This window comes from Cystobacter fuscus DSM 2262 (assembly GCF_000335475.2).
Lineage (GTDB): Bacteria > Myxococcota > Myxococcia > Myxococcales > Myxococcaceae > Cystobacter > Cystobacter fuscus.
The window spans coordinates 115,250-132,440 of sequence record NZ_ANAH02000007.1 but is presented as its reverse complement, the minus strand read 5'-3'; the positions used below and the strand labels follow the sequence as shown (position 1 = coordinate 132,440).

The 17,191-nt window shown below is 69.1% G+C and carries 18 protein-coding genes and 2 pseudogenes; 13 read left to right on the top strand and 7 right to left on the bottom strand.

All coding sequences use genetic code 11. From position 1 onward, the window contains the following. Positions 1-22: 22 nt before the first annotated feature. Positions 23-940, bottom strand: a complete 918-nt coding sequence (locus D187_RS12810) for a zinc metalloprotease HtpX (protein WP_002627396.1) — start codon at positions 938-940, stop codon at positions 23-25. A 390-nt stretch (positions 941-1,330) separates the two neighbouring features. Here D187_RS12810 and fni point away from each other — a divergent pair, with 390 nt between their 5' ends. The 8 genes from fni (at position 1,331) to D187_RS12775 (ending at position 8,516) form a co-directional block, all read left to right on the top strand. Continuing rightward, complete coding sequence (gene fni, locus D187_RS12805) at positions 1,331-2,392, top strand: type 2 isopentenyl-diphosphate Delta-isomerase (protein ID WP_002627395.1); 1,062 nt, start codon at positions 1,331-1,333, stop codon at positions 2,390-2,392. 29 nt (positions 2,393-2,421) lie between these two features. Continuing rightward, complete coding sequence (locus tag D187_RS12800) at positions 2,422-3,768, top strand: hydroxymethylglutaryl-CoA reductase, degradative (RefSeq protein WP_281171777.1); 1,347 nt, start codon at positions 2,422-2,424, stop codon at positions 3,766-3,768. Positions 3,769-3,775: 7 nt separating this feature from the next. Then, entirely contained in the window at positions 3,776-4,726 is a 951-nt protein-coding gene (mvk, locus tag D187_RS12795; RefSeq protein ID WP_002627393.1) for a mevalonate kinase, read from the top strand. Further along, entirely contained in the window at positions 4,723-5,715 is a 993-nt protein-coding gene (gene mvaD, locus D187_RS12790) for a diphosphomevalonate decarboxylase (RefSeq protein ID WP_020917989.1), read from the top strand. Before mvk ends, mvaD begins: the two co-directional genes overlap by 4 nt. After that, positions 5,715-6,794, top strand: a complete 1,080-nt coding sequence (locus tag D187_RS12785) for a mevalonate kinase family protein (protein WP_002623242.1) — start codon at positions 5,715-5,717, stop codon at positions 6,792-6,794. Before mvaD ends, D187_RS12785 begins: the two co-directional genes overlap by 1 nt. A gap of 14 nt (positions 6,795-6,808) precedes the next feature. After that, complete coding sequence (locus D187_RS12780; RefSeq protein ID WP_043429593.1) at positions 6,809-7,672, top strand: DUF4846 domain-containing protein; 864 nt, start codon at positions 6,809-6,811, stop codon at positions 7,670-7,672. 200 nt (positions 7,673-7,872) lie between these two features. Continuing rightward, positions 7,873-8,031, top strand: coding sequence for a transposase zinc-binding domain-containing protein (locus tag D187_RS55050; RefSeq protein ID WP_002623247.1), 159 nt, complete (start codon positions 7,873-7,875; stop codon positions 8,029-8,031). 59 nt (positions 8,032-8,090) lie between these two features. Next, positions 8,091-8,516 carry a response regulator gene (locus tag D187_RS12775; RefSeq protein WP_002623252.1) on the top strand — a complete coding sequence of 142 codons (426 nt, stop codon included), beginning with the start codon at positions 8,091-8,093 and terminating at the stop codon, positions 8,514-8,516. Positions 8,517-8,558: 42 nt separating this feature from the next. Here D187_RS12775 and D187_RS59530 read toward each other — a convergent pair. Together D187_RS59530 and D187_RS59525 are read right to left on the bottom strand one after the other, a co-directional pair. After that, a pseudogene (locus D187_RS59530) lies at positions 8,559-8,762 on the bottom strand (IS3 family transposase); the annotation flags it as partial. A 75-nt stretch (positions 8,763-8,837) separates the two neighbouring features. After that, a pseudogene (locus tag D187_RS59525) lies at positions 8,838-8,939 on the bottom strand (helix-turn-helix domain-containing protein); the annotation flags it as partial. A 266-nt stretch (positions 8,940-9,205) separates the two neighbouring features. Here D187_RS59525 and D187_RS12765 point away from each other — a divergent pair. From D187_RS12765 to D187_RS12755, 3 genes are read left to right on the top strand one after another with little or no spacing between them, the layout of a single operon-like run. Next, entirely contained in the window at positions 9,206-9,826 is a 621-nt protein-coding gene (locus tag D187_RS12765; RefSeq protein WP_002623253.1) for a (2Fe-2S)-binding protein, read from the top strand. Next, the gene (locus D187_RS12760) at positions 9,826-10,842 is read left to right on the top strand and encodes an FAD binding domain-containing protein (protein WP_002623254.1); all 1,017 of its coding nucleotides are present in this window, start codon (positions 9,826-9,828) and stop codon (positions 10,840-10,842) included. Before D187_RS12765 ends, D187_RS12760 begins: the two co-directional genes overlap by 1 nt. After that, positions 10,842-12,986, top strand: a complete 2,145-nt coding sequence (locus tag D187_RS12755; protein WP_002623255.1) for a xanthine dehydrogenase family protein molybdopterin-binding subunit — start codon at positions 10,842-10,844, stop codon at positions 12,984-12,986. The genes D187_RS12760 and D187_RS12755 overlap by 1 nt, the downstream gene beginning before the upstream one ends. A 243-nt stretch (positions 12,987-13,229) precedes the next feature. On the opposite strand, the gene D187_RS56355 is transcribed toward D187_RS12755, so the two are convergent. Together D187_RS56355 and D187_RS12740 are read right to left on the bottom strand one after the other, a co-directional pair. Next, positions 13,230-13,514, bottom strand: a complete 285-nt coding sequence (locus D187_RS56355; RefSeq protein ID WP_002623256.1) for a hypothetical protein — start codon at positions 13,512-13,514, stop codon at positions 13,230-13,232. A gap of 462 nt (positions 13,515-13,976) precedes the next feature. Further along, positions 13,977-14,183, bottom strand: coding sequence for a hypothetical protein (locus D187_RS12740; protein WP_002623257.1), 207 nt, complete (start codon positions 14,181-14,183; stop codon positions 13,977-13,979). A 209-nt stretch (positions 14,184-14,392) separates the two neighbouring features. On the opposite strand from D187_RS12740, the gene D187_RS12735 reads away from it, so the two are divergent. Beyond that, positions 14,393-14,827 (top strand): hypothetical protein, encoded by a 435-nt coding sequence (locus D187_RS12735; RefSeq protein ID WP_155893333.1) that lies wholly within the window; start codon positions 14,393-14,395, stop codon positions 14,825-14,827. Positions 14,828-15,069: 242 nt separating this feature from the next. Here the strand turns inward: D187_RS12735 and D187_RS52200 are convergent, their stop codons facing one another. Then, positions 15,070-15,225: a TetR/AcrR family transcriptional regulator gene (locus D187_RS52200; RefSeq protein ID WP_002623263.1), complete on the bottom strand. Its 156-nt coding sequence runs from the start codon at positions 15,223-15,225 to the stop codon at positions 15,070-15,072. Between the two features lie 343 nt (positions 15,226-15,568). Between D187_RS52200 and D187_RS12730 the strand changes: the two genes are divergently transcribed. After that, on the top strand, positions 15,569-16,438 hold the full coding sequence (locus D187_RS12730; RefSeq protein ID WP_002623265.1) for an alpha/beta hydrolase: 870 nt from the start codon (positions 15,569-15,571) through the stop codon (positions 16,436-16,438). A gap of 10 nt (positions 16,439-16,448) precedes the next feature. Here the strand turns inward: D187_RS12730 and D187_RS59520 are convergent, their stop codons facing one another. Then, a complete protein-coding gene (locus D187_RS59520) occupies positions 16,449-16,583 on the bottom strand; it encodes an integrase core domain-containing protein (RefSeq protein WP_438356951.1) in 135 nt (44 codons plus the stop codon). Positions 16,584-17,191 lie beyond the last annotated feature (608 nt).

The following is a 17,191-nucleotide window of genomic DNA, read 5'->3' as shown; positions in this document are numbered from 1 at the left end:
GAAGGGGCCCCTCATCCCGGGCCTACGCCCAGGCGCTGTGCCAGGCGCGCGGCGAGCGCGGGGTGAGGGCGCTCATCTCGCGCAGGCGGCGCACCCGCTCGGGGATGGGCGGGTGCGTGGAGAACAACCCCATGATGGCGCCACCGGACAGCGGGTTGACGATGAACAGGTGCGAGGTGGCCGGCGCCCGGTCATAGGGCATCAGCTCCGCGCCGCGCTCCAGCTTCAGCAACGCGTCCGCCAGCGCATCCGGATCTCCACAGAGCTGGGCCCCCGTGGCGTCCGCGCCGTACTCGCGCGAGCGGCTCACCGCGAGCTGCAGCAGGGTGGCGGCGATGGGCGCCACGAGCAGCACGCCCAGGTTGCCGAGCGTGTGGGCGAGCCCGTCCTCGTCATCGTCGCGGCTGAGCAGCGAGCCGCCGAAGAAGAAGAGCATCTGCGCCGCGTAGCTGATGACGCCCGCGAGCGTGGCCGCCACGGTGCCGATGAGCGTGTCGCGGTTCTTCACGTGCGCCAGCTCGTGCGCGAGCACGCCCTCCAGCTCGCGCCGATCCAGGATGTCCATGAGGCCCGCCGTCACCGCCACCGCGGCGTGCTCCGGATTGCGGCCCGTGGCGAACGCATTGGGCGTGCGGGTGGGCAACAGGTAGATCGCCGGCTTGGGCATGCCCGCGCGCGCGGCGAGCCGCTCGACCATGGCGTGCAGCCAGGGCGCCTCGGCGTACGACAGCGGCTGCGCCCCGTGCATGGCCAGGGCGATGCGGTCGCTGAACCAGTACGAGGCGAAGTTCATCACCACGACGAAGAAGCCCGCCACGATGAGCCCCTGGGGACCTCCCAGCCGCTCGCCCACCACGAGCAGGAGCGCGGTGAGTCCGGCCAGCAGCACCGTCGTCTTCAACGCGTTGCCCAGCCGGTGGCGCCATCCGCCACCGCCCATACCTTCCGGGTGCAACGACGTGTTTCGCATCTCACCAGCACGCATGATGTGGCCTCGTCTTTCCTTTCCCTGGACTGAAGGGGTCTCGAAAGAACGTAAACAGGCGACAGGACGCGTCAAATCGGGGGAAAGACGAGAGAGAAGTGAAAACCCACCGGGCCATCGAGCGCTCCGCCGCCCGCTCGCACCTCGCTCCGCCGGGTTCGAGCAACCTCGTGCGGCCCGAGGCTTCAGAGGAGAGACGTACCTTTCCCCTCCTGCCCCGGGGGGCCGTGGCGTGCACGTCGCTTGCGCCTGCCTGCCCGCCTTGGTAGGGATTCGAGGTCCAGGATAGGCTTGGCATGATTGTATTTTTTTCAGACCATGGTTCCAAATGAGGGCAGGCGGCACGTGACGGACGAGGAGGCGACAGCGAAGCGTAAGGACGCCCACCTCGATCTGTGTGCGACCGGGGACGTCGAGCCGTTGGGAAACAGCACGTTGCTGGAGGACGTGCGGTTGGTGCACTGCGCGATGCCAGAACTCTCGGTGGACGAGGTCAACCTCTCCACGGAGTTCCTGGGCAAGACGCTGCGCTACCCTCTGCTCATCACGGGAATGACGGGCGGTACGGAGCGGGCCGGGGTGGTGAACCGGGACCTGGCCCTGCTGGCCGAGCGGCACGGGTTGGCCTTTGGCGTGGGCAGTCAGCGCGCCATGGCGGAGAACCCCCAGGCCGCCGAGTCCTTCCAGGTACGCAAGGTAGCGCCCACGGTGCCGTTGCTCGGCAACATCGGGCTGTACCAGGCCGTGCGCATGGGCGTGGACGGGGTGCGGCGGCTGGCGGACGCCATTGGCGCCGACGGTCTGGCGCTGCACCTCAACGCCGGGCAGGAGCTCACCCAGCCCGAGGGCGACCGGGACTTCCGCGGCGGCTATCAGATCGTGGAGCAGCTCGTGCGGGCCTTTGGTGCGCGGCTGCTGGTGAAGGAGACGGGGTGCGGCATCGGCCCCGACGTGGCGCGCCGGCTGGTGGAGCTGGGCGTGCGCAACCTGGACGTGTCGGGTCTGGGGGGCACGTCCTGGGTGCGCGTGGAGCAGCTGCGCGCCGAGGGCATCCAGGCCCAGGTGGGCGCCGAGTACTCCACCTGGGGCATTCCCACCGCGGCGGCCATCGCCTCGGTGCGCCGCGCCGTGGGCGCCGGGCCCCGGCTGGTGGCCTCGGGCGGACTGCGCACGGGTCTGGACGCGGCCAAGGTGATCGCCCTGGGCGCGGACGTGGCCGGCATGGCCCTGCCCCTGTTCCGGGCGCAGCAGGCCGGTGGCGTGGAGGGGGCCGAGAAGGCTCTCGCCGTCATCCTGTCGTCGCTGCGGCAGGCATTCGTCCTCACGGGCAGCGCGAGCTGTGCGGACCTCCAACGTAAACCCCGAATCATCGGGGGGCAGTTGAAGGACTGGCTCGCGACGCTGTAGGAATCTGTTGGGTTTCGCGCAAATGCCGCGTGGAGAAGAGAGAACGAATGTCTGACATGTTGACGTCCCGGTTGGCGGGTTTCCACAAGCTCTCGATGGTGGCGCGGCACGAGAAGCTCGCCGAGATGCTGAACCTGACCGAGGAGGACTTGGCGCAGCTGCAGGGCATCAGCGCGCTGCAGCCGGGTCTGGCCAACCAGATGATCGAGAACGCGGTGGGCACGTTCTCGCTGCCGCTCGGACTGGGACTCAACCTCCAGGTCAACGGCAAGGACTACCTGGTGCCCATGGCGGTGGAGGAGCCGTCGGTGGTGGCGGCGGTGTCGTTCGCGTCGAAGATCGTCCGCGAGGCGGGCGGCTTCACCGCGGAGACCGACGAGCCCATCATGATCGGCCAGGTGCAGCTCACGCGCTATGGCGATCCCACCGAGGCGACGCAGAAGATCCACGCGGCGCGCGAGGCCATCCTGGCGCTGGCCAACAGCTTCCACCCCTCGATGGTCAAGCGCGGCGGCGGCTGCAAGGACATCGAGGTGCGCGTGCTCCCGGCCCCCGAGGGTCCGCGGGGCGAGCCGCTGCTCGTGGTCCACCTGGTCATCGACACCCAGGACGCCATGGGGGCCAACCTCATCAACACCATGGCCGAGGGCGTGGCGCCGCTCATCGAGCAGCTCACCGGCGGCAAGGTCTACCTGCGCATCCTGTCGAACCTGGCGGACCGGCGGCTGGCGCGCGCCATGTGCCGCATCCCGCTGGAGGCGCTCTCGGACTTCGACATGCCCGGAGCGACGATCGCCGAGGGCATCTACCAGGCCAGCCGCTTCGCCCTGGCGGACCCGTACCGGGCGGCCACGCACAACAAGGGCATCATGAATGGCATCGACTCGGTGGCGATCGCCACCGGTCAGGACTGGCGCGCCATCGAGGCCGGAGCGCATGCCTTCGCGTGCCGGGACGGGCAGTACCGTCCGCTGTCGACGTGGCACGTGGAGGGCGGCCACCTGGTGGGCCGCATCGAGCTGCCCATGGCGTTGGGAACGGTGGGCGGTCCCATCAAGGTCCACCCGGGCGTGCAGATCGCCATGAAGCTGGTGAACTGCTCGTCCGCGCGAGAGCTGTCCATGGTGTTCGCGGCGGTGGGACTGGCGCAGAACTTCGCGGCGGTGCGGGCGCTGGGCTCCATCGGCATCCAGAAGGGGCACATGGCGCTGCATGCGCGGTGCGTGGCGGTGACGGCGGGGGCGCGTGGAGACTGGGTGGAGAAGATCGCCGAGCTGTTGGTGACCGCGGGACACGTGAAGGTGGAGAAGGCGCGCGAGCTGATCGCCTCGCTCTCGGAAGAGGACTTCCGCGCCGCCACGGGCACCGAGGGCTGAAAGACAAATGGACTCGAACAACACATTGGTGGGTTTTGGTGCCGGCAAGGTCATCCTTCTGGGCGAGCACAGCGTGGTGTACGGCTACCCGGCGCTGGCGGGGCCGCTGTCGCGCGGCGTGACGGCCCGGGGTGAGACGTCCAACAAGTGCCAGCTCGTCATCCCCGAGGCCCTGACGCCCGAGCAGCGCAAGGTGCTCAAGGCCGCCTTCGGCCGGGCGATGGCCGCGTGCGACGAGCCGGGAGTCCGGGTGTCGTTCAACACGGACCTGCCCCTGTCCATGGGCCTGGGCAGCTCCGGCGCGCTGTCGGTGGCGTGCGCGCGCGTGCTCTTGCAGGCCGCGGGGCGCAAGGCCTCGGCGATGGACGTGGCCAACGTGGCCTGGGAGATGGAGCAGGAGTTCCACGGCACCCCGTCCGGCGTGGATCACACCACGAGCGCCATGGAGCAGCTCATCCTCTACCGCCGCAAGCCGGGGGCCGAGTCGGGCCGCTCGAAGGTGGTGGAGAGCCCCAAGCCCGTGCGGCTGGTGGTGGTGATGGCTGGCGCGCGCAGCCCCACGAAGACGACGGTGGGCGCGCTGCGTGAGCGCCAGAAGCGCTGGAGCGAGCGCTACCAGCGGGTGTTCCGTGAGATCGGCCTGCTGGCCTCCGAGGGCGCCGAGGCGGTGGAGGAGGGCGATCTCGAGGCGCTGGGCGACGTGATGAACGTCAACCACGGCCTGCTCGCGGCGCTCGGCCTGTCCTCGCCGGGCCTGGACGACATGGTGCACCGGCTGCGCAACATGGGCGCGCTGGGAGCCAAGCTCACGGGCGCGGGGGGCGACGGCGGGGCCGTCATCGGCCTGTTCCACGACACGGCGCCCGCGGTGCACGAGCTCACGCGCCAGGGCTTCCGCTGCTTCGACAGCCAGCTCGCGGGACCGCGGGAAGAGGGCGCGACCCGGGGCGCGGCATGAAGGCGACCGCCCTCGCGCATCCGAACCTGGCGCTGGTGAAGTACTGGGGCAAGCGGGATGACGCGCTCATCCTTCCCCATCAATCGAGTCTGTCCCTGACGCTCTCGCCCCTGTCGGTGCGCACCACGGTGGCCTTCGGCGAGGGCAACGCCGACGCGGTGGAGCTCAACGGCTACGTGGCCAAGGGCAGCGAACGGGACCGGGTCCTGCGCGTGCTGGACACGGTGCGCGCCGAGGCGAAGGAGCGCTCGCTCGGCCCGGCGAGGATGGTGTCGCGCGGGGACTTCCCGGCGTCGGCGGGCCTGGCGAGCAGCGCGGCGGGCTTCGCGGCCCTGGCGGTGGCGGCGCGCGCGGCCGCGGGGCTGCCGGCGGATCCCCGGGCGTCGAGCCTCCTGGCGCGGCTGGGCAGCGGCTCGGCGTGCCGCAGCGTGCAGGGCGGCCTGTGCGAGTGGATGCGCGGTGAGCGCCCGGACGGCTCGGACAGCTACGCGGTGCAGCGCTTCGACGAGAAGCACTGGCCGGAGCTGCGCATGGTGGTGGCCATCGTCAGCCGCGACGAGAAGGAAGTGAAGTCGCGCGACGGCATGAAGAACGCCGTGGAGACGAGCCCCTACTACCCGGCGTGGGTGAAGGACGCCGAGGCCGAGGTGGTGCGCGCGCGCGACTACATCGCCCGGAAGGATCTCCAGGCGCTGGGGGACATGTGCGAGCGCAACGCGTGGCGGATGCATGCCACGTCGCTCGCGGCGGATCCTCCGCTCTGCTACCTCATGCCGGGCACGCTGGCGCTCATCCACTCGTTGCGCGAGCAGCGCAAGAAGGGCGTGCCGGTGTGGTTCACCCTGGATGCGGGCCCCAACCCGTGCATCCTCACGGACGCGGCGCACGAGGTGGCGGCCGAGGCGCTCGCGCGCGCCTGTGGCGCCACCGAGGTGGTGCGGTGCGTGCCGGGCGGGGACGCGCGGCTGCTCACGGAGCACCTGTTCTGATGGAGCGCGCCCTCTCGGCCCCGGGGAAGTTGTTCGTGTCCGGCGAGTACGCCGTGCTGTGGGGAGGCCTGTCGCGCGTGGCGGCGGTGGGCCCCCGCACGGCGGCGCTGGTGCGGCGGCGGGCCGACTCCCAGGTGCACATCTGCCTGGAGGAGGGGACGCTGGCGGGGCGGACGACGCCTCGGGGCGTGAAGTGGGAGCGCGAGGTGCCCCCGGGCTTCTCCTTCGTGGCGCGCACGCTGGACGAGGCGCTGCGGCTGCACGGGCGCGAGTCGGTGGGCTTCGATCTGGCGCTGGCGCCCTCGGCGGTGGGCCCCAACGGGCTCAAGCTGGGCATGGGCGGCAGCGCGTGCGCCACGGTGCTGGCGGCCGACGCGGTGCGCTTCGTCCTGGAGGAGCGCTTCGACGCGCTGAAGCTGGCGCTCGTGACGCACGCGGCGGCCCAGGGCGGCAAGGGCAGCGGCGGCGACGTGGCCACGAGTCACGCGGGCGGTGTGGTGCGCTACCGGCGCTACGAAGTCTCCGGGCTCATCGAGGCGTCGAGCGCCGGGGGCTACCGCGCGGCGGTGGATGCGGCGCCCGCGGTGGACGTGTGGCGGCTGCCCACGCCCCGGGTGTCCCTGGGCTATGCCTTCACGGGCGAGAGCGCGTCCACGCGCGTGCTCATCTCCCAGGTGGAGGCGAAGTGGGGCGAGCAGGGCCGCCGCTCCTTCGTGGAGCGCTCGGACGCGCTGGGCCAGGAAATCGAAGAGGGGCTCGCGGGCGGTGACTTCCGCTCCTTCTCCGAGGCCGTGCGCGAGCAACACGCGCTGCTGCAGGAGTTGGGTCCGCTGGAGACCGAGCCGATGAAGCGGGTGCTGGGTCTGGCCGCGTCCTACGGGTGCGCGGGCAAGCAATCCGGAGCCGGGGGAGGGGATGGGTGCATCCTGTTCGCCCCGGACGCCGAGCAGCGCGCGGCGCTGTTGGAGGGCATCCGCGCGCGGGGCTTCCACACGTTGGAGCTCACCGTGGAGCCCGGTGTGCGCAGCGAGGCCGTGGCGGATTCTCGGTTGCGCGCCTGGCTCGACGCCTGTTCCTGAGCCGAGAGGCCCCCATGCGCCGCTCCCCCATCTGGAGACTCCCCGTGCTGGCCCTGCTGCTGGGGGCTTGCCTCGTCGGGGCGTCCGAGCCCCGCGCGCCCACCCGGCAGGAGCGGGCCCGCTACCCCTGGCTGTCCGCGGACAGTTCCATCCGTCCGCTCTCCGAGGCCCTGCCTCCTCCGGAGGGCTACACGCGCGTCGCGCTCGAGGAGGGCTCCTTCGGCGCCTGGCTGCGGGGTCTGCCGCTGAGGCCGGAGGGCACCCCGGTCCTCGACTTCCAGGGGCGGACCATCCTGCCCGCGAAGAATGACTCCCTCGCCGCGGTGGCCGAGCTGGACGTGGGACGGGCGGATCTCCAGCAGTGCGCGGACTCCCTCATCCGCCTGCACGCCGAGTGGCTCTGGTCCCGTGGCGACAAGGAGCGCATCGCCTACCGCTTCACGAATGGAGACCTCGCCTCCTGGCCGCGCTACGCCCAAGGGGAGCGCGCTCGCGTGTCCGGCTCGAAGGTGACGTGGGAGAAGCGCGGGCCGGTGGATGGCTCGCGCGCCGCGTTCCAGAAGTACCTGGACCTGGTGTTCACCTACGCGGGCACGCTGTCCCTCGCCGCCGGAAAGCGGCGGCCCTCGCGCGAGGACGTGCGCCCGGGAGACTTCTTCGTGCTGGGCGGCAGTCCGGGCCACACGGTGATGGTGCTGGACGTGGCGCGCGATGCCGAGGGCCGGCGCGTGGCGTTGCTCGGCCAGGGCTTCACGCCCGCGCAGGACTTCCACGTGCTGTCCCCGGGCGATGCGGGGCCCTGGTTCTCGCTGGAGGGCGACACGGTGGCGACGCCCTTCTGGGCCCCCTTCCCCTGGTCCTCCCTGCGCCGGTGGTAAGCGGCGCCCACGCCTCGGCCCGGGACAGCTACGCGGACCTCATGTCTGCTTGTTCCAGTCCTTGATGAAGTCGACGAGCTTGCTCGCCCTCATCCTCATCGGCCTTGTCGATTTCATGGCTGACACGGACCAGGAAGACTGAATCGGCACACCTTCCACCCTGTGGCTTCCACGCTGAAGGAATGGGAGGAAGACGAGGGGTGTGCCCGTCCTGCAATGCGAAGCGGGCGCATGTGACGGCGGCGCATCTGGTGGAGCGGGTGCTGCCGCACGTGCCCTACCGGCAGTGGACGCTGTCCTTTCCGCACTGGGAGCGGTGGGTGCTGCTCAAGGATGCGGGGCTGCTCTGCTCCTCCTGACGGAGGCAGAGCCGAACGAAAGTGATACACCCAGGAGGACTGGCGGCACTTGTGGCATCATGGTGAGTGTGAACGACCCCTTCATGTTCATCATGCCCTCCATCCGTGGCCGCATCCTGGTAGTGGACGACCAGCGCATGATGCGCGGCATCACGGCGCTCCTGCTGCGCGCCGAGGGCTACGACGTCATCGAAGCCGGATCCGGGGAGGAGGCACTGGCCATTCTCGCCGAGATCCAGGTGGACCTGATGCTGACGGACTTGAAGATGGAGCCGATGGACGGGCTCACCCTCCTCCAGCGTGCGCTGAAGATGGAACCGCGCCTCCAAGTCATCATCATGACCGCCTTCGGCTCCAGCGAAATCTCGGAGGAGAGCCTGCGTCTGGGTGCGTGCGACTACATCCAGAAGCCCATGAAGCATGGCGAGATGGAGCACAGGGTGGGGCGCGCAGTGGAGCGGAGCCGGCTGCTGTCGCCCAGATAAGACTCCGGGCCAGGTGTCAGACGACTCGTAGGGGACCTGGCCAAGTCCCTGCTCGCCCATGAGGCGAGCCACGCACTTGCGGCTCACGCGCTGCCCCCGAGCACGCAGCTCGGCATGCACGCGGAGGCTCCCCTACGTGCCACGGCTGTCCTGGTGCTCCGCTGTCACGACTTGGGCCAAGGCCCGGTCCTCCTTGTGCCTCTCGCACTCCGGGCGCTCCCTCCAAGCGGAGTAGCCCGAGCGGGCTGAGAGCCGGGCGCAGCAGGGGGGAGCGAAGGCCCGCACACGCCTTCCCGGGGCACGCTTCAGGTGCGCGGACGCGCGTGCCTTCTTGGGCATGCCAGGCTGCTGGGCGGCCTGCGTGAAGCTCCCCAGTTCCGCCACCCGGACGAAGACCTCGAGGGCGTCGAGGCCAGGGCTCATTGTCTCCACCTACCAGACAGTGTGTCCGGAATCCCGTGGCTGACAGGAACTCGCGTGAATCGTTACCTTCCCGAATCGGAACCAAATGCAACGCTTCATGGGGATCGCGGGCTTCATTGAACGGCGCTCCATCATGAACGACATGCAGGAGCTGGGTGCGCAAGGGAAAGACGCTCGACCGCGAGAAGTAACAAGAGAGACGTCATGCCGAGCATCCCCTTTGGGAAACGCATGCGTGCTCGACACGAAATGGAGAGAAGGCAGCCATGGCTGACGATGAGAACAAGACGGCGCCCCTGACAGTCACGCGTCGGACCGCGCTGGGCGCCGGCGCGACGCTGCTGACGCTGTCGCTGGCTTGCGAGCAATCCCTGTCGCCGCAAGCCCCCGTACCTCCGCCTCCGGAGGTTGGCAACCCGCTCGACCTGCGAACAACGGTGAACGGCCATGCGGTGGAGGTCGCGATCGACACGCGCACGTCGCTGCTCGACCTGGTGCGCGAACAGCTGGGGCTGACCGGCACCAAGAAGGGCTGCGACCACGGCCAGTGCGGCGCCTGCACCGTCCACGTCGACGGTCGTCGCGTCGCGTCGTGCCTGACGCTCGCGGCCAAGGTCGAGGGTCGCGAGGTGACGACGATCGAGGGGCTGGCCAACGGCGAGCAGTTGCACCCGATGCAGCAGGCGTTCATCGACCACGACGCGTTGCAGTGCGGCTATTGCACCCCGGGCCAGATCATGGCCGCGGTTGCCTGCGTGCGCGAGGGCAACGCCACGTCGCGCGAGCGCATCCGCGAGTACATGAGCGGCAACATCTGCCGCTGCGGCGCCTACGTTGGCATCGTCGCGGCGATCGAGGACGCCGCGTCCAAGATGGGGAGGGGCTGATGCAACCGTTCACCTATACCCGGCCGACGTCCGCCGCCGAGGCGGTGGCCGCGCACAGCCGCGCTGGCGCGGACGCGCGCTACATCGCGGGTGGCACGTCGCTGTACGACATGATGAAGCTCGACATCGACCGGCCGCGCCACCTGATCGACGTGACCTCGATCCGCGGGCTCGACCGGATCGACACCGGCGGCGACCAGCTTCGGTTCGAGGCGCTGGTGCCGATGAGCGCGGTGGCGGCCAATCCCACGCTGCAGAGCGACTATCCCCTGCTCGCCGAATCGCTGTGGAAGGCCGCCTCGCAGCAGCTGCGCAACATGGCGACGGTGGGGGGCAACCTCCTCCAACGCACGCGCTGCCTGTATTTCCGCAACGGCACCGGCAACCCGTCCTCGGTCGGCACCTTCCCCTGCAACAAGCGCGAGCCTGGCTCCGGCTGCGCGGCGATCGGTGGGATCGACCGCGGCCAGGCGGTGCTCGGCACCAGCGACGCGTGCACCGCGGTCAGCCCGGGCGACTGGCCCGTGGCGCTGGTGGCGATGGACGCCTCCCTCGAGCTGCTCGGTCCGACCGGCTCGCGCACGCTGCCAGTGGCCGACCTCTACCGCCTGCCCGGCACGACCCCGCATCTGGAGTTCACGCTCCAGCCGGGCGAGATGATCATCGCGATCGTCGTGCCCAAGACCCGCGCCGGACGCGCGTCGACCTATCACAAGATCCGCGACCGCGAGAGCTACGCCTTCGCGCTCGCCTCCGCCGCGGTCGCGCTCGAGATGGATGGCGACCGGGTGGGCCGCGCGCGGATCGCCCTGGGCGGGGTGGCGACCAGACCCTGGCGCGCCACCGCCGCCGAGCAGTCGCTCGTCGGCCAGCCACTCACCCCCGAGACCGCGCTCGCCGCGGGCCGCGCGGCGCTCTCCGGCGCGACGCCGGGCCACTACAACCGCTTCAAGATCGAACTCGGCGCGCGCACCGTCGCCGACGCGCTGCTGATCGCCGCTGGGAGGAATGCCTGATGACCACCGTCCCCTTCGCTGATCGCGCCCGCGTCGACGCGCGCGAAAAGGTCATGGGCCGTACCGCCTATGCCGCCGATGTGCCCCTGCCGGGCCTGCTCTACGCGATGACCGTGCCAGCGCGGATCGCCAAGGGCCAGCTCACCGCGCTGTCGCTCGAGGAGGCGGCGCGCGTACCCGGCGTGGTGCGCATCCTGACCGCCGACGACTTCCCACCCCCGCCCCAGGGGGGAGGGCTGCCCCTGCCGCCGACCCTCATCCGTGAGATCGCCTATCGTGGCCAGCCCGTGGCGCTGGTCGTCGCCAAGACGCTGGAGGCCGCGATCGAGGGCGCCGAGGCGGTGCGCGCGACCTATGCCGACCAGACCTTCAGCCCGCTGATCGACAGCACCGGCGCGGCGCACGAGCCGTTCGCGGGTGTGGAGGTCGGCAACGCCCGGCTCGCCATGGAGACCGCCTCGACATCGCACGCCGACACCTACGTGAGCCCGGCGCAGCACCACAACCCGATCGAGATGCTCTCCACCACCGCGCAATGGTCGGGTGGCAGGCTCACCGTGTGGGAAGGGACTCAGTCCTCGGGCCCGGTGAAGACCGTGCTCGCGCTCATGCTTCGGCTGGACCGCTCACTGATCGATGTGAAGAGCCCCTCGGTCGGCGGCAGCTTCGGGCAGAAGGGCGCGTTTCAGCGCCAGACCACGCTCGTCGCGCACGCCGCGATGCTGCTCGGGCGCCCGGTGAAGCTGGTCATGCCGCGCGCGCAGATCTTCCACAACGCGTGCTTCCGGCCGAGGAGCCGCCATCACGTCAAGCTTGGCGCGGACGCGGGCAAGATGGTCGCGGTCCAGTACGACGCCGACCACCAGCAGTCGCGCACGGGCGACTTCCCCCCCTTCTACCACGAGGCGACGGTGCAGATGTACGGCATCGCCAACTATCTCGGCACCGCCAGCAACATCCGCATCGATACGCAGGCTCCGGGCTACATGCGCACGCCGTTCCCTCAGCCCTCCAACTTCTCGTTCGAGAGCGCGGTCGACGAACTCGCTTACAAGCTCGGCGAGGACCCGGTCGCGTTCCGTCTGCGGCATGACGCGACGATCGACCCGCTCAATGGCAAGCCGCTGTCGTCGCGGTTCCTGAACGACTGCATCCGCGAGGGGGCGCGACGCTTCGGCTGGGAGCGGCGGACCGCGGCGCCGGGGTCGATGACGTTGCCCGACGGAACGCAGGTCGGCTGGGGAATCGGCTGCGGCGCCTATAAGTCCATGACGACGCCTTCGCTGGTGACCTTGCGCGTCTACGCCGATGGCAGGACGTGCTACGCCGCCTCGGGCCACGAGATGGGTCAGGGAATCCGCACCGCGATCGCCGCGGTGCTGCTGCGCGAGCTCGACCTGGATCCCGACCGGCTGGAGATCTTGATTGGCGACACCAGTGCCGCGCCGCAGCACCCCACCGCCGGCTCGTCGGGCACGGCGAGCGTCGTCTCCGCTGCCGCCACCGCCGCGGCGAAGATGCGCGAGGCGGCGGACGCGCTGTTCGCGGGTCGCGTGCTCTCCGGCAACCTGCACCAGCGGCTCTTCAAGGTGCGTCGCCCGTACCTGGAGATCGAGGCGTCGCAAGTCGGGCCCGGGCAGGATCCCAGCGTGCTGGACGCGCTCAGGCAGGGCGGCTTCGGGCCGTGGGGACCGCAATATCCGTCGTTCACGGCGTTCAGCTACATCGCCCACTTCGTCGAGGTCCACGTCGAGCCGCGCACGCGGCGGGTGCGTGTGCCGCGGGTCGTCAGCGTCGTCGACTGCGGGCGGGTGGTGAGCCCGAGGACCGCGGTGAGCCAGGTGCTGGGCGGCGTCGTCTGGGCGATTGGCGCGACGCTGCGCGAGGAGACCGAGGTCGACCCGCGCTTTGGCGGCTGGCTGAACTGCGACCTCGCCGACTACGTCGTGCCGGTGAACGCCGACGTGGGCGACATCGACGTCTCCTTCATCGACAAGCCCGACCCGCTGACCAATACGATTGGCGCCAAGGGGCTGGGCGAGGTGGCGATGGCCGGTGCGTCCGGTGCGATCGCCAACGCCATCTACCACGCGACCGGCAAGCGCGTGCGCAAGATGCCGATCCGGCTCGAGGACCTGCTGTAGGCCCCCCAGGCGCCTCCCGCTGGCGGGCGGCTTTGCGCGAGCGCGCGGCGTCCCTCGGAAGAGGGACGCGCCCGAGAGGGTGTCCCGAGAACCAGCGTGCCCACCTTCTTGGACAGGTTGGTGCGCGGATACTGCATGAAGCCGGCAAGCGCGGCACCCCGTGTCCACACCAACAAGTGGAAGTGATTGGAGGCGAAGGTAAAGGCGTACAGAGTCCTTTGACACCGTCTCTGCCCGTGGGGCTTACTGGTTCGGCAACATTCCCAGGCTCCACACGGTGCCGGTGCCGGTGGCCGCCGCGTTGACGCCCTGGGCCGCGTCGGTACGGTTCAGGTAGTCCCCCTTCACCGACTTGAGCTTCACCTTGCCGCTGGCGAACTCAGGAGTCCACGCGTTGCCGGTGGCGCCGGTGGCCGCCGCGGTGATGGGAATGGCCGCGTCGGAACGGTTCAGGTAGTCCCCCTTCCACGACTTGAACAGGTACTTGCCGTCCGCGGCGCACTCGAGGGTCCACTCATTGCCAATCAAGGATTGGTATCTGAAAAGGGTTTTGACTCTGGGACTCACGCTTGCGAGGGCTGTCTCGCTAGGAGACGGGGCCGAGGTGCTCAGCAGGACGTTCGACTTCGACGTGTTCGCCTGCGTGAGGTGTGGAGGCAGGCGGCGAGTGCTGGCGGACGTGAACGAGGCGGGAGGGGTGCGAGCGATTGTGGAGTACCTGGGCCTGGCCCCGGCAGGTGCGAGGCGGGCCCCGGCGCACGGGCCCCTCCAAGCCGCGTGGTGTTGAAGCTCAAGCCGCCAGGGCCAACAGAGCCAGGCGCCTGCCGCGCACCTCCTGGCAGGGCGGCCTGGGCCGGCGTGTACCCCAAGGGGCAACGCGGCTTCTCCACCCGCCTGGCTCACTGCTCGGGCGGGCCCCCGTCAGCGGCCCTCCTCGCCACCTCCGCTCCTGGCCGCCTCCTCTCAACAGGTCTCCTATCCGTCCTATACTTAGACGTTGAACACGCCCGTCCCATTCGAGGAGAAGAGCACCCGCTTCTCGTCCGGGGAGAAGGAGGCGCCGACCACCTCCGACGTCTCGAGCAACTGCTCGATGGTGTACTGCTTCACCGGACGCGCGGCGGGGGCAGCCAGCGCCAGAGCGGGCAGCAGCACCAGCGCGGCGCACGAGTGGAACACGAGAGACCAGGAGGACATGCGGCGTTCCTTCCAGAGGGCGGTGGAGGGCCCTCATACTCCCGACATGAGCCCGCGACGTGGAAAACGATGCGTGCCCTCCGTCCGTCTCCTGTCTCGGGGTTTTCCGTATAGCGGCTCAACGGAAATCACGAATGTGTCGGCAGGTTCCGATTTGCCATATTGCACCCGCCACCAACGCGAGTTCCCTCTGAACAGGAGATAGTCACATGTCTGCTTTAGCCCTCGAAAACGAAACCACGACAGGTGTCACGGCAACCCGCGATCGCCTGGCGAAATACATGATGATCGCCCTCGGCGTCGCCACACTGGGTGCCTTCGCCAACGCAGCCCATGAGTTCAGCGCTCTTCCGCCCGATCGCCTCGTGGTCAACACGTGGCAGATGCTCGGTTTCGTCGTCTTCGCCGGGCTCTTTACCCTCCTCGGCTTCTTTCCGCGCCGCATGACTGGCATTTGGGAGCTCGTCCTCTTTCACAAGCTCGCGGTGACGCTCTTCAATGCCTCCTTCATCGGCACCGTGACCGGTCCCGTGCGGTCCGACAACCCGTTGGTCGTGACCGTCGTCGACGGCGTCCTGGTCGTGGTGACGCTGATGGCCTATGTGCTCACGCGGGGTTGGCGGGCCTGGTCCCACGGGAGATGAAGAGCGCAGCGCATTAGAGGAATGGGGGCAATGTCGAGGGCAGCGGGGGGAGCAGAGAAGCAGAGGAAGGCCGCTGAGGGGAGCCTACGAGCTGTGAGCCATGCCGGTGCACTCGGTGTGGAGCCCCCTTGGGGTACACGCCTGCCTGGTCCGCCCTCCCTGGAGGGGGCGACAGGGGGTGTGGGCCTGATGGCTGTGGCTGCTCGAGCCTCAACACCACGCGGCCTGGGGTGGCCCTCGCGCTAGGGCCAGAAGTGATATGTCAGCAGCGTGTGGTGCACGTCGAGCCGCTCCGCTATGTAGCGGATGGACAAGTTCGGGCTCGGGCCGTTCTCATCGAACTCGTCGAACAGCGCCTCCAGGAGGCGCTGTTTCCCTTCCCCCACCGGTGACTTCACCTTACCTCCGTTGACAGTTTCACCACTGTAGAGTACGTTGCCACCTATCGAATTCACCAGCGTTGAGGACGGTGGCCATGGACTCCGTGGGGAGGTCTCGTGACCGACGCATGGTCCGCCGGTGGCGTCGACGCGGACGGATCGGGCACCGACCCAACAGCGCCACCAGCGTAAACGCCGACATCCTCGGTACAGGAGAGACCGTCGGGATTCTCCGTGTGGGGATGCAGGCGGACATGGTCGCCTGGCAACGAGACCCGCTTCAAGACGCATAGGTGTTCGCCGATCCAGATATGGCCGCCCTCGTTGTGAAGGCAGGCCGCACTGTGAAGAAGGAAGCTCGATGAGCGAGATGTTGCACGGCTGCTTGCCGGACACGGAGTACTTTGAGATCACAGCACAGTCGGGGCACCGTTACGGCGTCTGGGTGACCACACCCCCCGGTTATGCGGACTCCACAGAGCCCCTGCCGCTGATCTACGTGGTAGACGGCAACTGGACCGTTGGCCTCACCGCGCCCCTCATCGTCACCCAGGCAGACCCATATTTGACGATCGCCCCGTACATTCAAGTCAGCATCGGTTACGCCGGTGAGGAGGCCGCGGCCTGGGCACAGCTTCGCAACCGCGATCTGGTTCCGCCGGGGGAGCCTGTCAGCGACGAGATGGTGGCCACGGTCAGGTCGGCTCGCGACACGGGTGCGATGACTCAGGAGCAGGCGGACGCCTACCTCGCGAATCTAGCGGACACTCACGCGGACATCTTCCTCGACTTCCTGACTGCCGAACTCCACCCTCGGTTGCAATCGCAGTTGCGTGTCAGCGAGTCCGGGCATGGCCTCTTCGGCTACTCCTACGGAGGTCTTTTCGCCCTCTATGCATGGCTACGGGCGGCAGCCCCGTTCGCGACCTTTGGTGCGGGCACCCCCGGAGTCGCGAGTGCGGACAGCCAGGTGTTCAAGCTAGTCGAGGCCCTGCCTGAGCGCAGTGTGGACTCAGCGGCTCCACAGTTGCACGTCACGCTGAATGAATCTGAACTTCTAGGGGGAATTCCGATCTATCGAAGAATAGCGCGCAACGTGCTCTCGGTCGTGGAAGAGTTGCACGGCAAGGGACGATCGCAGGATGTTTCGAGCGCGTTGTTACACGAGACACACGTCACCGGGCTGCAGGCATCGTTCCTGAGCTATTTGAAGACATGCCATGCACGCTAGGTGTACTCGGTCAGCAGGTTGGTGACAGTCGGCTGATGGGTGGCTGGCCGCCGCATGCGGTGTGGGGTCGAGCGTAGTTGTAGTGGTCGAGCCAGGGTGCGAGGCGTCGTGTCCGGCTTGGTTGCTGGTGAACGGGTGTGGGCAGGCCCAGTGCTCCTGGAGGGTTCGGCTAAATCGTTCCGCCTTGCCGTTCTGCCAGGGGCAGTGCTCGCGGGTGGTGATGCGCTTCGCGTCGATCGCGGCCGGTGCGGCTTGGAAGGCGAATCCGATGCGCCCGAGGTACGCGCCGCGCCGTGTCTGCCGCTGCGCTGGCGGCTCCACCCGCCCGAGGCTCGGCTGCTGTCCTGGTGGCATGCACCGTGCCCGAGCTTCGGCTGCCCGAAGTGCCCACCATACCCGAGGTTCGCGCCGCGTCCTGGTGCTCCCGCCGCGCCCGAGGTTCGCGCCGTGTCTGCTGCCGCGCCGCTGATGCGCTCCACCCGCCCTTGGCCCCGGCAGGTGCGAGGCGGGCCCCGGCGCACGGGCCCCTCCAAGCCGCGTGGTGTTGAAGCTCAAGCCGCCAGCGCCAACAGAGTCAGGCGCCTGCCGCGCACCTCATGGGAGGGCGGCCTGGGCCGGCGTGTACCCCAAGGGGCAACGCGGCTTCTCCACTCGCCTGGCTCACTGCTCGGGCGGGCCCCCGTCAGCGGCCCTCCTCGCCACCTCCGCTCCAGGCCGCCTCCTCTCAACAGGTCTCCTATCCGTCCTATACTT

What these genes read in the sequence shown, in the direction of transcription:
- D187_RS12760 (WP_002623254.1), top strand. Translation starts at nt 9,826, where the DNA reads ATGCAACCGTTCACCTATACCCGGCCGACGTCCGCCGCCGAGGCGGTG.
- D187_RS12755 (WP_002623255.1), top strand. Translation starts at nt 10,842, where the DNA reads ATGACCACCGTCCCCTTCGCTGATCGCGCCCGCGTCGACGCGCGCGAA.
- D187_RS12730 (WP_002623265.1), top strand. Translation starts at nt 15,569, where the DNA reads ATGAGCGAGATGTTGCACGGCTGCTTGCCGGACACGGAGTACTTTGAG.
- D187_RS12780 (WP_043429593.1), top strand. Translation starts at nt 6,809, where the DNA reads ATGCGCCGCTCCCCCATCTGGAGACTCCCCGTGCTGGCCCTGCTGCTG.
- mvk (WP_002627393.1), top strand. Translation starts at nt 3,776, where the DNA reads ATGGACTCGAACAACACATTGGTGGGTTTTGGTGCCGGCAAGGTCATC.
- D187_RS12740 (WP_002623257.1), bottom strand. Translation starts at nt 14,183, where the DNA reads ATGTCCTCCTGGTCTCTCGTGTTCCACTCGTGCGCCGCGCTGGTGCTG.
- D187_RS12765 (WP_002623253.1), top strand. Translation starts at nt 9,206, where the DNA reads ATGGCTGACGATGAGAACAAGACGGCGCCCCTGACAGTCACGCGTCGG.
- D187_RS12775 (WP_002623252.1), top strand. Translation starts at nt 8,091, where the DNA reads ATGGTGAGTGTGAACGACCCCTTCATGTTCATCATGCCCTCCATCCGT.
- D187_RS12810 (WP_002627396.1), bottom strand. Translation starts at nt 940, where the DNA reads ATGGGCGGTGGCGGATGGCGCCACCGGCTGGGCAACGCGTTGAAGACG.
- D187_RS12785 (WP_002623242.1), top strand. Translation starts at nt 5,715, where the DNA reads ATGGAGCGCGCCCTCTCGGCCCCGGGGAAGTTGTTCGTGTCCGGCGAG.
- D187_RS12735 (WP_155893333.1), top strand. Translation starts at nt 14,393, where the DNA reads ATGTCTGCTTTAGCCCTCGAAAACGAAACCACGACAGGTGTCACGGCA.
- mvaD (WP_020917989.1), top strand. Translation starts at nt 4,723, where the DNA reads ATGAAGGCGACCGCCCTCGCGCATCCGAACCTGGCGCTGGTGAAGTAC.